Genomic DNA, 13,791 nt, shown 5'->3' on the forward strand with positions numbered 1-13,791 from the left:
GACAGCTTCGATTTTCGATTTTCGATTTGAGAGGCGACCCCACGGATCAATGCTCTTTCTTGAGGATTTTCGATTTTTGATTTGGGATTGATTTGCGCGAGATAAATCACGTGGCGGGTACCACATGAAGAAATTCGCTTGTCATTTGAAGGCAGAAGACAGCGGCGCCTCAAGCCCCGAAAAATTATCATATCTTTAGGTTTGAGAACTTGCACAGCACCTAATTATGTAGAGTGCTCTTCTGCCGCGCACCTTACCCATATAAGTAGCACGTCAAACCATTTTTTGCCTTAGTCCTATTGGCGAAGGTCTAGCGGTCAAACCTAAGTTATCGCAGACAACGGGTTTGTTTTAAGTGCCGACTTATTTCTGCCTTCAGAGGGAGCTAGGATATTCAATCTTTAGGTTATTATTAAGTGGGCGCGCAATAAAAAGTATGAAACATCTCCATTACTCAGTCCCTACCTGGCAGTTTGACCTTGAAAATCAGCAGATTTTCCATTTTTCAGTTTCCATTTTCAATTATTGATTATGGAGTTCGATCGCATTCAATTTTACGTTGAAAACGCTCAAGTATCCTGCGACTGGTTTGTCGGCCAGTTAGGCTTTCAATCCATAGCAGGTTATGCTAACAGCCACACTCACACTGAAGTTGTCAGCAGTGGCAATGTATGTTTTGTTTTATCTTCGCCCCTGACACCCGCTAGTCCCGCTGCTAGTTGGTTGAAGTTTCATCCTCCAGGGATTGCCGATGTGGGTTTTCGGGTAAAAAATATCGAATTAGCGGTAGCTAGAGCTGGTGCCAAAGGCGCTAAAATCCTGGAACCGATTCAAGAAGACCTAAACGCAGGAGGCTATTTTAAGCGGGCAAAAATCGCAGGCTGGGGCGATTTAAGCCATACGCTGGTGGAGCGAATTGGCAGCCATTCACTGCTATCGGCTTCGGATAAGCTGCCGTTGTTTACCCGGATTGACCACGTAGTGTTAAATGTTGAATCTGGGGATTTATCAAGTGCTGTTAGTTGGTATCAAAAAATATTAGGTTTTCAACCGCAGCAAAATTTTGACATTCAGACTGAGAAATCGGCTTTGCGGAGTCAAGTTATGGTGCACGCTGAAGGTGGGGTGCAATTCCCGATTAATGAACCGGCATCAGCTAATTCTCAAATTCAAGAGTTTTTGAGCGCCAATCGGGGGCCGGGTATTCAGCACATGGCTTTGCAAACTAATAATATTGTGGGGGTTGTTGCCGATTTGCGATCGTGCGGTTTGCCTTTTCTGCCGGTTCCTCCAACATACTACTCGGAATTGCAGCAGCGGCAAAACTATTTGCCCGCAGATTGGCCAGCAATTGCAGCTTGTCAAGTTTTGGCAGATTGGCAAGAAGATACTCCCGCAGCAATGCTGCTGCAAATATTTACCCAGCCAATTTTTGCAGAACCGACTTTCTTTTTCGAGATTATTGAGCGCCGAGTTAGTTTAGTTAACGGGAAACAGGTACAAGCTGGAGGTTTTGGGGCGGGGAATTTTCGAGCTTTGTTTGAGGCAATTGAACGCGAACAAATGAAGAGAGGAAGTTTGATAGATGATTGATAAAAATTCCACTTTTTCGGTCATACAGGCGTGTTAATCAGCACTGCGATATCTTTCCAACCGTAGGCAATTTCTTTGAGGGCAACTCCTGCTCTAGTTGTTTGCTTTTCGTCTACTTTTTCACCTCCTAATAATTCATAAAACCTATAGGCTGAATTGTCTCCTAGTACCCAAACTAGCATCGAGTTCAAACTTAATTCTGCCAATTTTGTGGCAACTGTTCTCACGAGTTGCCGTCCGATTCCTTGACGCTGATATTCCTCCAAAATATAGATGGCAAATAATTCTCCTTTATATACATATTTGCCAGTGCGCTCGCCACCACCCGCAGCAAAACCCACAATTTCTCCCGATTCATTCTCAGCAACGCAGACAAAAACGCCAGTATTTTTGACGTTTGCCAGGATTTCTTGCCAATTGCTTTCTCGCTTTTCATAGGATAAGTGGGCGAGGTAATCTGCTGGTACAATTTCCCGGTAAGCTGTGCGCCAAGTATCTAGATTCACCCGTGCGATTGCAGGTGCGTCAGCGATGTTAGCTTCTCTCACAATCATCAGAACATACTCCTTTCGGGCCCTGAAATTCTATTTTCAAGTCTAGGGCAACTATACGATCGCGCCCTTCTAGTTTAGCTCGATACAGCGCTCGATCGGCTTGTCCAATCAACTCCTCGATCGATGAACCAGCAGCAGGTACAGTAGTAGCGATTCCCATACTGAGAGTTATAAACTCACTTACCTTGGAAGCAGCATGAACAATTGCCGCTGCTTTCAAATCCCTGCGAATTGCTTCAGCTACCTGCTTTGCTCCTTGCACATCAGTTCGCGACAAAATTACCGCAAATTCTTCGCCACCGTAGCGGGCGGCTAAATCTCCAGCCCGCTGAGCGTTGCTAGCTAAAATGTCGGCTACTTGTTTTAAACATTCGTCGCCTCCTTGATGCCCGTAACGATCGTTGTAAAGTTTGAAAAAATCGATATCGCACAAAATTAAAGATAGCGAATCTTTTTCTCGCTTCATCAACTGCCATTCTAACTCCAATTTTTTATCAAAACAGCGACGGTTGGGAATTTGAGTCAATCCATCCACCGAAGCGAGCCGCTGCAATTCCATGTTAGCTGCTTGTAATTCTAATTTTGCTTGTTCTAAAGCTACATTTTGCCGAGCTAATTCTTCACTTTGGCGTTTTTCTTGTTCGTACAAAAATCGGATTGAAGCTTCAGCTTCTTGCAATTCTTGCTCTGCATATTTGCGCTTGACAAATTCTCCTAATTGAGAACTTACTACAGCTATGATCTGAAGTAAATCTTGATCCGGTGGCAGTTCTTCCCGGCAAAAAAAAGTCATTACTCCTACAACTTGGCTCCTAGCGTGAATGGGGAAACCGAATCCCGATCGCAATCCCGCTTCCTCTGCCAAGCGCGATCGCACGAAAGTGGGATCGCCCACAAGATCAGTAATCCACTGCGTAGAACCGCTTCTGGAAACCGCTCCCGGCAAACCCTCACCCGCAGCCAAAGTAATCTGCCGATCGTTTTCGGCAAACTCCCTAACTTCCTCCGCTGCCTGCCAAACTGCCACCCGCCGCCAACAAGGAGTTTCCTCGATCGGACAGCAAAGCGGCAGGCACCAAAGCGGATCTGTTTCAGATTTTATTTCCTCACCCAATCTAGTTTCTTTCTCCGCCTCTGTCGGCGTCCAAAGTTCGCCAAAATCCCACCCAAAACTTTGGCAAATAGCTTGCAAAATTTTCGGAGTTGCGCTATCTAGAGAACTCGATTCTGACAGGATATGAGTCACAGCATACTGTGCTTCTTGACACTTTTTTATGCGTTGTTGCTTGGTAATGTCTTTGCCGATATAAACAAAATCTTGTATAAGCCCGCTATCTCCATCCTTGCTTCCTGGGCTTGTCTCGAAAGTAGAGCATGAAAATGCAACAATCAGCTTTAAACCTATTTTCGTTTGGCAAGCTACTTTTACTTGAGGCCAATATTGGCTTTTAAGTGCAGGAGGTAGCTGGCTGACTTTGCGTAACAATTCCTCCTCTGCCGTAATCAGGGATATGGATTGGCCGATTAATTCCGATTCGGTATATCCAAATAATTTCTGTGCAGCTTGATTCACTTTTTTGATTTTTCCCGATGTTCCGGTTACGAACAAAACATCGCCTAGGGAATTAATAATTTTGTCAATATAATCGCCAGTCGCAGCTAAGTAATCGACTTTCATACTGTTTTCGTTGGCAGCCTGAACCATGCTTTGCTGAGCTGCAATGCTATCTGTCACATCTTCGCATAAAATAATCAATCTGTCAGCATTGGCTTGTGCCTTATAACCAAATATGTACAAATTTAGATACAAATAAGATCCGTCTTTGAGAACTCTGTTAATTGATTTTAACTGAAAGTCTTGCTCTCGTTCTTCAATAATGCCTTCTAGGATTCCTTCAATTCCGATCAGTTCAGGAAAACTATCGCGCACGTCTTTTCCTTCGGCTGCTTCCTCATGAATGTAGGCAAAATCTTGCACTTTTAAAGATATTTCTTTAATCTTAAGTTCCCGATCGACTGCGAGGTATTCCATCCTGCGTAAGGATAACAGCTTATAAAGAAGAATATTCATACTTCTGAGGCTGCTCTCTACACTTAATGTTGGAAGTATTTCGTTATTGTAGAGCATCACTCTCCAAGGTTAGCCGGTAAAGTTAGTTGTTGTTTGGCTGCGATTTCTCAGGGAAATTTTTATACTGGCAGATGTCATCACCTGTTACCGCTGGCTAATTTATCCAAACAGTACACTTTAGATTCTCCAAGCAGTTTTTTGCCTATTTTTAAAATGAGGCAAAATATTAATTTTATCCACTTTTTTTTCAGAAAGTGTCGTCAAAATCAGCCTCAATTGAGGTAGAAATTTATGAACAATATGTAGCGGTTTACACTATTTATCCGGCACACTTTAATTTTAAATTACCCGATGTGGCTGACAACCGCTCAAGTTGATGAACAGCACAGTTTAATTCAAATGTTTGCTTTAATTAGCACCATTCCTATAGACTTTACCTCCCCTAGGTATTTGTGTCAATTTTTGTAAAGAAAGTGTTACCTTTAAATGATATAGTATCGAAGGATTTGTATACAAAGCTTAAAAATACTCTGCTAAATGCTGAGACTTATTACCGACTTTGACGGCCCGATTATGGACGTGTCCGATCGCTACTACCGAGTTTACCAGAAGTGTCTCGCCGAGACTCAACGTGAGGGTCAAGCAGTGCGCGAACTCCCCAAGGCAGAGTTTTGGGACATGAAGCGCGCGCGGGTTCCCGAAACCGAAATCGCCATCCTCTCAGGATTAGACGCTGCCCAAGCCCCCGATTTTGCCCAGAAACGCCGTCAAACCGTCCACACCCTACCCTACATGATTTACGATCGACCAGCTCCCGGCGCTGTCGAAACTCTCGAAAAGGTGCAGCGCGCTCGAGTAGACTTAGCCGTGATGACCATGCGCCGCGTTAGGGAACTAGATGAAGCCTTCAACCGCTGCAATTTAGGGCAATTTTTCCCCGAAAACCGCCGCTATTGCCTCCCCAACGATTACGTTAAAACCGGGGATGTCAAAGATAAGCCCCTGTTGATGGCAAGAGCTCTCGCCGAACTCCCGCCGGATTCTGACACTTGGATGGTTGGCGATACGGAGGCAGATATTGTAGCAGCCAAAACGCACGGTGTCAAGGTAATTGGTGTTTTGTGCGGAATTCGCGATCGCACCCAACTAGAAATGCACCAACCGGATTTAATTGCTAACAATTTGAGCGAAGCAGTTGAGATTATCTTAGGTGGCAAAAATTAGTCATTAGTCATTAGTCATTAGTCATTAGTCATTAGTCATTAGTTATTAATTGTTAGCTGATGTTATTTTTCAGAGGTCTTGATTTCACAGTTATTAGTTGTTGGTTGCTGACTAATAACTGCTGACTAATGACTGCTGACTAATGACTGCTGACTATCGCAGAAAACTGCTGACCAGCCACAGAATTAAAAACGTAAACACAGCGATAAATTTCTCTGTTGTTATAAATGCCGGACTGACCAAAGAACCCAAAAAGCCTCCCAGCAACAAGCCTATAACCAAGCCAGCCACAGTCAGCAGCACGGCGCGACCAAATTTTTGTTCCTTGCGATTAATAAAATAAAGACAAGAGCCGACCCCAAGAGCCAGAGTCAACTGTAGTAAACCATCATTAGCCGCCGGATAAATACTCAGTCCGCCTAACCCCACATACACCCCAGCCGGCCACAAAATGTCCGATCGACTAGGAGTATCGATTAACCGCTGCAACCAAGCTGGGCTGCCACTCGGAGGAGACGGAGTAAAGCTTGGGGGTGGGGGAGTCAGCCGTTCGGGAAAGCGGATGCGTTCGGGCACTTTAATTTTCCCTTCCTGTCGCTGCCGCAGGCGATCCATGAGGATCGCATCGTAAGCAGCTTCGATCAATTCCAAACGTTTCTTGTCACCGCTGTACTGCTCGCCTAGGCGCGTGCGGGCCTCTTGCACTTCATCAAAGGAAGCATCTTCATCGACTTCAAGAAGTTGATAGGGAGTTGGCTCACTCATTGTAATAACCCGCTGAAGACTCTCGTTATAGAGTAATCTTAACAAGAGAGGAAAGCGGGGCGGGAGCTCTGCCGCTTTCCCAAAAGTTTTGCTGCTAGTTTTTAGTGCTTTAAAACAGGAACCAGCAAACCTTACGAAGGTTGAAACTAGAAGGCATTTGGCATTCGTAAATAAAAAATAATGAATCCAAAGATTGTTATTTTTATCTTGGCCGTCTAAAATTTTACCTTCTGCCAAATGCCCTCAGAAGGGACTTGTCCTGCAGGCGCTCACAATTCCCGACCACTGGACTTTTTTAAGTCGATCGCGGCGATAGGAAAAAAAGCGAGCCGAGTCAGAATAAGTACAGAAAGGAGCGATCGCCACTTGAGAAAGATCGATTCCCAACTGCTGCAATTGCAGAGCATTGCAGAGGCGAACATCCAAGCGTACTTTTCCCGGTTCTGGATCGGCTAAGACAGGCGTTTGCGGCAGTTGATGCAAAAACTCGCAGATGCCGTCTGCTGTCGCACTAACGGCACTCTTAGGAGCAATGGTGGCTCCCAGTTCCGCTGCTACTTCCACAGATACCTGGTAAACCTCTCCAGCGATCGCCGGCCCCATAGCAATCTTCAGATTTTCTAGTTGACTGCCTTGTGCCACAAGTTGAGCGATCGCCTCTGGTAATATCTTAGCAGCAGTCCCGCGCCAACCCGCGTGAACTGCCGCAACCAGTCCCGTGCGATCGTCAGCAATCAGCACCGGCACACAGTCAGCCGAGCAAACCCACAGCGCCTCCAATTCTTGATGGGCAACCAAGCCATCAGCCTCAGCATAGCTTGGGGCAGCGGTTTCCGGGCCCGGAGCCACAACGGGTGACAACTCACTCGTTTTGAGTACCGCATTGCCGTGTACCTGTTGGAGTCGGTAAACCTTAGCTCCAGGTTCGAGAACTTCCGTCAGATCGATCGGGCCCTGGGGCGAGAAATCGCGAGTAAAAAAGCCGTGAGACCAGCGAGAAAGCAAGCTGCAAGTCAGATAGGGCAAGCCTTCAAAACTCTGCCAGTCCCAACTGATACCGTCAGGTCCTCCGGCGCACTCAGAGCCAGGAAAATTTGTCAAGCGATCGCCAGCTAAAGTCATGAAATCTATCCTTACTCAAGCGAATCATCAAAAAAATGGGCGGAGCGAAGCGGAGGGCCCAAACCCCGTCCTTTTAGGAAGGCTTTACATGAATTTTTGTTAAGCTCTACCATTTCACACAAGACGTGCTATTATGTGAAATAGCGTACTTAAGGTCAGCATGACACAAAAAGCCTTCAGCTATCGATTCTACCCAACGCCGGAACAAGAAAGTTTGTTGCGACGTACTTTGGGTTGTGTTCGTTTGGTCTACAACCGTGCTTTAGCCACAAGAACGGAAGCTTGGTACGCAGAACACAAACGGGTAGGCTATGCTGAGACTTCTTCAATGTTAACCGAATGGAAGAAAACCGAAGAACTAGATTTTCTGAACCAAGTTAGCTGTGTGCCATTACAGCAATGCTTGAGACATTTACAAACGGCTTATACCAACTTTTTTGATGGGCGGGCACAATATCCTAACTTCAAAAAGAAACGCAACGGTGGTAGTGCAGAATTTACCAAGTCAGCATTTAAGTTCAAAGATGGACAAGTCTACCTAGCAAAAAGCACAGAAGCGTTACCCATTCGCTGGAGCCGGACACTACCTGATGGTTGCCGACCATCAACAATTACAGTAAAGCTTGCACCATCAGGTAGGTGGTCAGTTTCTCTGCTGGTAGAGGTTGAAATTGAAGCATTACCTAGAACAGATAATCAAGTCGGTATCGACCTGGGAGTTACAAGCTTGCTCACTCTAAGCACTGGCGAAAAGATTGCCAATCCCAAAGGATTCAAGGCAAAATATCGCAAACTTAGAAGATCGCAAAAATCTTTAAGTCGCAAACAAAAAGGGTCAAAAAACCGTCACAAAGCACGGCTTAAAGTAGCGAAAGTGCATCAAGAAATTACTGATGCAAGGAAAGATAATCTTCACAAGTTAACGACGCGGTTGGTGCGTGAAAACCAAACCATCGCCGTAGAAAACTTAGCTGTGAAGAATATGGTTAAAAACCCCAAACTTGCCGCTTCTATAAGTGATGCAAGTTGGGGGGAAGTAGTCAGACAACTTGACTACAAGTGCGATTGGTACGATCGTACTTTAATTAAGATTGACCGATGGTTTCCGAGTTCAAAACGGTGTGGTAATTGCGGACACATCGTTAACAAGATGCCGTTGAATATCCGGGAATGGGATTGTCCTAATTGCGGGACGCGCCATGACCGAGATATTAATGCGGCAAAAAATATTTTGGCGGCAGGGCTTGCCGTGTCAGTCTGTGGAGCGACTGTAAGACCAGAACAGAGTAAATCTGTTAAGGCTGGTGCGAAACCCCGTAAGGGACAGAAGCAGAAACCTGAATCGTGAGGTTTGGGAATCCCCGTGCGTTTACGCCTGGGTGGATGTCAACAGTGTGGCCGTCACAGACTTCTAGGCAAGTGCCATCGGTTCAAAAAAACCGGATATCGATCGCGACTGAATGCGTAAAGCATTTGAGCTTGTTCGATGTGCAGAAAAAATTGCCTCAAGCCCGGTAAAATCAGTTAGGCCTGTATATAAAGACAAGGATTGCCATACATTCGATCCTGACTTCGAGATCCTTGTGCCCCCTGTTGAGTTGGGAAAAAAAATCGTGAAACCAGTTCCAGACAAGCAAATAACAGCCCATTTGAAAACCAAACAGCAAAAAAAGAACCCTACAGGCGCCCGGACTCGATCGCGCCTTTTGTCCGATCGCTCACTGCTGGTGGGACTGGGTTGTCTTGCCAGTCTGGGACTGCTCAGCAAAGGCTTAGTTTGGGCCCAAGCCGAAACTCCGCCCGCAGAACAAGCCGTCCCCGGCGCAGCAGACCTCCAGCCATTATTTGAAGCTCCTCTCCCGCCCCCGGAACCCGCATACAGCCAAGTGGAACCAGAACCATACCCTGAACCGCAGGCAGAAGTTCCACCGTCCGAGCCTTTCGATCCCGAACCTGCCTGGGAGCCGGAGTACGCCAGCGAACCACCTCCTACCCAATATTATCTGCCAGAGCCCGCCCTGATTCCCCTGCCAGAAGCGACGGCCCAGGAGCCACCTTTTGAAGCGCCAGTTAACCCAGCCCACGCTGAAATCGACCAAACAGACTACAGCATTGGCGCTACCAGCGAGTACGAAGAATACCAAGAGTACGAAGCGCCAACGAGAATAGAGTTTGCAGAGCGATCGACCGGGTGCCAAGGAGAAGGCGGTTTGTGCGCGCCTCCTCCTGTTTCCGAGCCGGTGACGGCAGATGCCGGAGAACCCAACTACAGAGAGGAACCTCCGATCGCAGACGACGGCTATATTGCAGCCCCTCCTCCTCGAAATCTGCCAGAAAGCCTTCCGAGCGATGTTCGGGGAACTGTTGCCGGAAATAGTAGCGGAAATCCTGTCAGTAAACTCGGTCAAGCCGTTCAACAAATAGGCAGCCAGGTTTGGAGGGATTCAAACCCACCGGCATCTGGTTACGCACCCCCGCGCTACTCGCCGAACGCAGGATACTCCGCAGACGCAGGATACTCCGCAGACACCGGCTACTCGGCAAACACTGGATACTCGGCTAACATCGGCTACTCCGCAGACACTGGATACTCCGCAGACACTGGGTATTATGCCGGATCTGCATCTTACGGCGGCGGCGCTCCAGCGCCCAGCATGGGACTTGGGCCGGTTCAAGTCGGTGCCGTTAGTGTCAGCAGTGGCAGCAATACCGGTTTTGCTTACTACAATCTCACGCCGCGTCCCCCAGGCGTCCCCGGCAATGGCAACACCAGCTTGCTGTTCCCGCTATCTATTGCTTCGGCAATTACTTCGCCCTTTGGGTGGCGGACTCATCCAGTTCTGGGCTACGGCAGGTTTCACACCGGAACAGACTTGGGGGCCCCGATGGGAACGCCCGTACTGGCGGCCTATGCGGGTCAAGTGGCGATCGCCGATTGGTTGGGTGGCTACGGTTTGACGGTGGTTCTCAACCACAACAAAAAGTCTCAGGAAACTCTCTACGCCCACCTTTCGGAACTGTTTGTGAAACCGGGAGAGTTCGTGAAACAGGGAGAGACGATCGGCCGCGTCGGCAGTACGGGAATGTCTACAGGGCCTCACCTTCACTTCGAGGTTCGGCAAATGACCGATCGGGGTTGGGTGGCGATCGACCCGGGATCTCAGCTAGAATTCGCTCTGGCAAAAATGATCGGCAGTTTGGAAACCGCCAAAGTACCGCAAATCCCGAAAATGGTGGAAATACAAACCGCTAACTCACTCAAGGATTGGGAAAACGATCTGCCCCAGTTGCCACCTCTGCCACTGGGAATGGACATCGAAGTTCACAACCTCCAGCCGCCATTCCCGGAACTGTTAAAAGCTGACATTTCTAAGCCCAAAGATACCGAAGCCGTCAAACCCAAAACTCAGAAGCAAGCTAACAGGTAAAAATTGGGGATTGGCTAGATTAATTTTCTTGTGGAACGGTCGAAAAGCCAAACCCCTACTCCCCACAAGAAAATTAATGTTTTGTGCAACCAGCACGCTAACTCGTTGTTTTTCCTCGTTACCCGAAAGAGTCGGGTAACGAGGAAAAACTCATAAAAAATGGTAACTTGCAGCTTATGCTAATAGCGCAGCATTTGTGGGAATTAATTTTATTTCTGATTATTGTAGTCGGGCCGATTCCCTTAAGCTTGTCTCTTGCCTTTGAGAATCAGAAAGAAAACAATAACTATTCATTTCCCCATTTTCTCCTCGTACTCCTGACGGGATGGAGTATTGCCCAAGTTTGTATCGGCTTGATTTTAGGAAGTGCCGATCGACTAAATATTGCTGCGGTGATTATAGCAGAAATTCTGATTTGTGCGATCGGCTTCATCCTGATTTATACCAAAAATCACAAAACTTTTACCTTCTCCGAGTGGCAGATTCCCCAACTCAATCAACCTCGGACTCTCTCAGAATCACTAATTATTGTTGCCACCGCTTTGGCTGGATTTGTGCTGTTGGAAACTATCGCAACCAAACCCATAACCAATTATGATTCATTGTGGTTTCACCTGCCTGCGATCGCCCGATGGTATCAAACCCATTCATTTACATTATTAGATGCCACCGGAAATTGGATTTTTGAACAAGAGCAAGCACGAGTATATCCCTACAATTGGCACGTTTTATCTGCTTTGTGTGTGCTTCCCTTCGGAGAAGATTTTCTAGCAGCTTTCCCCCTGGTAATTGCGTGGGTACTTGAGGGAATTGCCGTCTATCTATTAAGCATAAAATTTGGAGCAACCCGAATTCACGGTATGGCAGCAGCATCTTTAGTATTGACAGTACCGATGATGCTCAACCAAGTTAACACCATTCAGCCCGATTTACCGCTAGCTGCAATATTTACAGTCGGCTTGTATCTAGGTTTATCCTATCATAGCAGCCGATCGCAATCCGAACTCTCGCTATTTTTGGCAAACGCAGGAATGCTAGCCGGAATAAAAATCACGGGAATAATCTATGCCGCCTCACTTTTAGGAGGATTAGCAATATTAGAAATTAAAAGATTCGCGGTTAATAAAAAATCTACACCAGCTCATTTTAGAATTCGCCACTTTCTCAAACCAGTGTTACTTGGCGGCCTAGCTTGTTGCTTGCTTTTAGGATGTTTTTGGTATGCGAGAAACTTGCTGCAAATCAATTATCCTGTCGGCGAAGTCGGCGATATTAAAATTCCCTTAGATCCTGTTTCCTTCCCGTCTCCCATAACTGCACCCATACCTCCGGTACAGAAGCAGCCCGCTTCGCCACTTCTAAAGATTTGGCAAAGCACTTTAGCAGCTCAATTTAATCCCAGCAATATTTCCCACTGGAAAACTGTCGGCGTACAAATTATCATTAGATTGCAACTGCCCTTTCTGGCGATCGCGCTTCAGGTATTGGCAGCGCCTCTGGCTTTTATCCAGGGTAAAACCAGAATAATTAATCAAAATAATATTATTTTAATTATACTTCTCGCCAGCACAGGAATTCTGTATCTAATTACACCTTACACGTCCGGTACTGCCGGAGAGTCGATCGGTCAACTCAGCCCTTTACTCGGTTTTAACCTCAGATACGGATTTCCCTTTTTAAGCGTACTCGCCGTCGCAGCAGCAGCTACAGCAACTCTCTTGAAAACTGCAAATCTAGTTGTTCTGGTAGTGGTTTTCTTTAGTGGTTTGTTCGGAATTACTAGCAACACAATTTTTGATTTTATTAAAAATTCTTCTTTCACCGGAGATAGTATTGTTTGGGGGAGTTTGTTGATTGATAATTTGAAGTCTAACCCAAGAGAAGCTCTTAATACTATATGGAAAATATTAGGCCCCAGTTGGCCATATATATTACCATATCCGATATTTTATTTTGTGTCAGTGACGCTGGCTGCGATATGGTTGAAAATCAATCCTGGCTTAGGATGGCTGAATCATCTATTTTCTACCCGAAAAAAATCGATTTACATAGTGATAATTGGTGTCTGTATAGGATTGATAGTAATTGGTCATTGGAGGGAAAAGCGAGATTTTGCACGCACCGAACTGTATCGCGGAATTTACGAATATATTGATAAAAATACAGTACCTGATGAAAGAATAGGCTTCTTTTTAAGTTCGCGCAGTTACCTGTTTTACGGGAGAAATTTGGACAGACAAGTTTTATATGTGCCGTTTAGAGCCGATCGACTTTCGGCATGGATTGACAATCTACGGCGAAATAAAATTAGGACTGTAGGATTCGGGCCCCTGACTGGGACAGACGCAGCTACCAGAAAAGCTCTATCTTGGCTGACAAGTGCCGAAGGCCCGCTGGAACCAGTTTTCGGAAAAAATTTTAATACTGAGTCGGTGTTGTATCGTTTGAAAAATTAAAATATAGCAGTTATAATTCAATACGGTTTAGTGGCTACAGGGCTGCAGAATCGGGAAAATCGATTTGTGGAAACACCACACTGCTTAATCGGAGGTATAACGGTAAACGCGCTGCCGAATAACCTCTATTCGACTGGCAGCCAGCAACTGAGCGATTACCTTTACAGCTACTATAATGCTATTAGCGATCGCGCGGAATTTTTCAGTTCTCAAAATGCTGGATTTGAAGGCACTAATATTCAGAAAATGCAGGTGCAAAAATATGTATCTCGCCGTAAATAACCGAGCCAAAAATACCTTATAGGGAGTACATTTGGCGTTGGTTGAGATGGAGGGCAGCGGGTAAATTATCTGGAACAATCTTCTGAACCTGTGCAAGAATTAATGAAGTTAGCTCGTAATAAAATTAGCTTTTATCAACAGCGTATACAGGGAGAAACCCTGAGTCGTTCTAGTTCCTAGACATCTTTGTCACCCTCCCAGAATAAATTGCTAAGGATTGCGAATTAAATAACTTACAATTTTAATTGTTATTGTGGGATGGGCGTCCCGCCCGTCATGAGTGGACGGGCGGGACG

General features: G+C 46.1%; 11 protein-coding genes. 6 read left to right on the forward strand and 5 right to left on the reverse strand.

Translation table 11 applies throughout. From position 1 onward, the window contains the following. The coding region (locus QUB51_RS28780; RefSeq protein WP_333057965.1) for a hypothetical protein at positions 1 to 215 on the reverse strand (215 nt) is incomplete at its 3' end. Between the two features lie 316 nt (positions 216 to 531). Between QUB51_RS28780 and hppD the strand changes: the two genes are divergently transcribed. Further along, the gene (hppD, locus tag QUB51_RS28785; protein WP_333212120.1) at positions 532 to 1,593 is read left to right on the forward strand and encodes a 4-hydroxyphenylpyruvate dioxygenase; all 1,062 of its coding nucleotides are present in this window, start codon (positions 532 to 534) and stop codon (positions 1,591 to 1,593) included. Between the two features lie 20 nt (positions 1,594 to 1,613). Here the strand turns inward: hppD and QUB51_RS28790 are convergent, their stop codons facing one another. Next, a complete protein-coding gene (locus QUB51_RS28790; RefSeq protein WP_333212118.1) occupies positions 1,614 to 2,147 on the reverse strand; it encodes a GNAT family N-acetyltransferase in 534 nt (177 codons plus the stop codon). Continuing rightward, entirely contained in the window at positions 2,128 to 4,218 is a 2,091-nt protein-coding gene (locus tag QUB51_RS28795) for a diguanylate cyclase domain-containing protein (protein WP_333233305.1), read from the reverse strand. The genes QUB51_RS28790 and QUB51_RS28795 overlap by 20 nt, the downstream gene beginning before the upstream one ends. Before the next feature lie 537 nt (positions 4,219 to 4,755). Between QUB51_RS28795 and QUB51_RS28800 the strand changes: the two genes are divergently transcribed. Beyond that, the gene (locus QUB51_RS28800; protein WP_333263174.1) at positions 4,756 to 5,442 is read left to right on the forward strand and encodes an HAD family hydrolase; all 687 of its coding nucleotides are present in this window, start codon (positions 4,756 to 4,758) and stop codon (positions 5,440 to 5,442) included. Positions 5,443 to 5,595: 153 nt separating this feature from the next. Here QUB51_RS28800 and QUB51_RS28805 read toward each other — a convergent pair whose 3' ends face one another. Beyond that, the gene (locus QUB51_RS28805) at positions 5,596 to 6,207 is read right to left on the reverse strand and encodes a CPP1-like family protein (protein WP_333057970.1); all 612 of its coding nucleotides are present in this window, start codon (positions 6,205 to 6,207) and stop codon (positions 5,596 to 5,598) included. Between the two features lie 243 nt (positions 6,208 to 6,450). Then, positions 6,451 to 7,329 (reverse strand): peptidoglycan editing factor PgeF, encoded by an 879-nt coding sequence (gene pgeF / locus QUB51_RS28810; RefSeq protein WP_333212114.1) that lies wholly within the window; start codon positions 7,327 to 7,329, stop codon positions 6,451 to 6,453. A 160-nt stretch (positions 7,330 to 7,489) separates the two neighbouring features. On the opposite strand from pgeF, the gene QUB51_RS28815 reads away from it, so the two are divergent. The 4 genes from QUB51_RS28815 (at position 7,490) to QUB51_RS28830 (ending at position 13,495) form a co-directional block, all read left to right on the forward strand. Then, a complete protein-coding gene (locus QUB51_RS28815; RefSeq protein ID WP_333057972.1) occupies positions 7,490 to 8,677 on the forward strand; it encodes an RNA-guided endonuclease TnpB family protein in 1,188 nt (395 codons plus the stop codon). A 265-nt stretch (positions 8,678 to 8,942) separates the two neighbouring features. After that, positions 8,943 to 10,757 (forward strand): peptidoglycan DD-metalloendopeptidase family protein, encoded by a 1,815-nt coding sequence (locus tag QUB51_RS28820; RefSeq protein ID WP_333057973.1) that lies wholly within the window; start codon positions 8,943 to 8,945, stop codon positions 10,755 to 10,757. Between the two features lie 176 nt (positions 10,758 to 10,933). Next, complete coding sequence (locus QUB51_RS28825) at positions 10,934 to 13,213, forward strand: hypothetical protein (protein ID WP_333057974.1); 2,280 nt, start codon at positions 10,934 to 10,936, stop codon at positions 13,211 to 13,213. Positions 13,214 to 13,279: 66 nt separating this feature from the next. Continuing rightward, the gene (locus tag QUB51_RS28830) at positions 13,280 to 13,495 is read left to right on the forward strand and encodes a hypothetical protein (protein WP_333057975.1); all 216 of its coding nucleotides are present in this window, start codon (positions 13,280 to 13,282) and stop codon (positions 13,493 to 13,495) included. Positions 13,496 to 13,791: the final 296 nt, after the last annotated feature.

It is taken from the genome of Microcoleus sp. AT8-A3 (assembly GCF_036705675.1).
Lineage (GTDB): Bacteria > Cyanobacteriota > Cyanobacteriia > Cyanobacteriales > Microcoleaceae > Microcoleus.

Coding starts and splice junctions, on each gene's coding strand:
- pgeF (WP_333212114.1), bottom strand. CDS start 7,329: ATGACTTTAGCTGGCGATCGCTTGACAAATTTTCCTGGCTCTGAGTGC.
- QUB51_RS28825 (WP_333057974.1), top strand. CDS start 10,934: ATGCTAATAGCGCAGCATTTGTGGGAATTAATTTTATTTCTGATTATT.
- hppD (WP_333212120.1), top strand. CDS start 532: ATGGAGTTCGATCGCATTCAATTTTACGTTGAAAACGCTCAAGTATCC.
- QUB51_RS28805 (WP_333057970.1), bottom strand. CDS start 6,207: ATGAGTGAGCCAACTCCCTATCAACTTCTTGAAGTCGATGAAGATGCT.
- QUB51_RS28800 (WP_333263174.1), top strand. CDS start 4,756: ATGCTGAGACTTATTACCGACTTTGACGGCCCGATTATGGACGTGTCC.
- QUB51_RS28795 (WP_333233305.1), bottom strand. CDS start 4,218: ATGAATATTCTTCTTTATAAGCTGTTATCCTTACGCAGGATGGAATAC.
- QUB51_RS28815 (WP_333057972.1), top strand. CDS start 7,490: ATGACACAAAAAGCCTTCAGCTATCGATTCTACCCAACGCCGGAACAA.
- QUB51_RS28790 (WP_333212118.1), bottom strand. CDS start 2,147: ATGATTGTGAGAGAAGCTAACATCGCTGACGCACCTGCAATCGCACGG.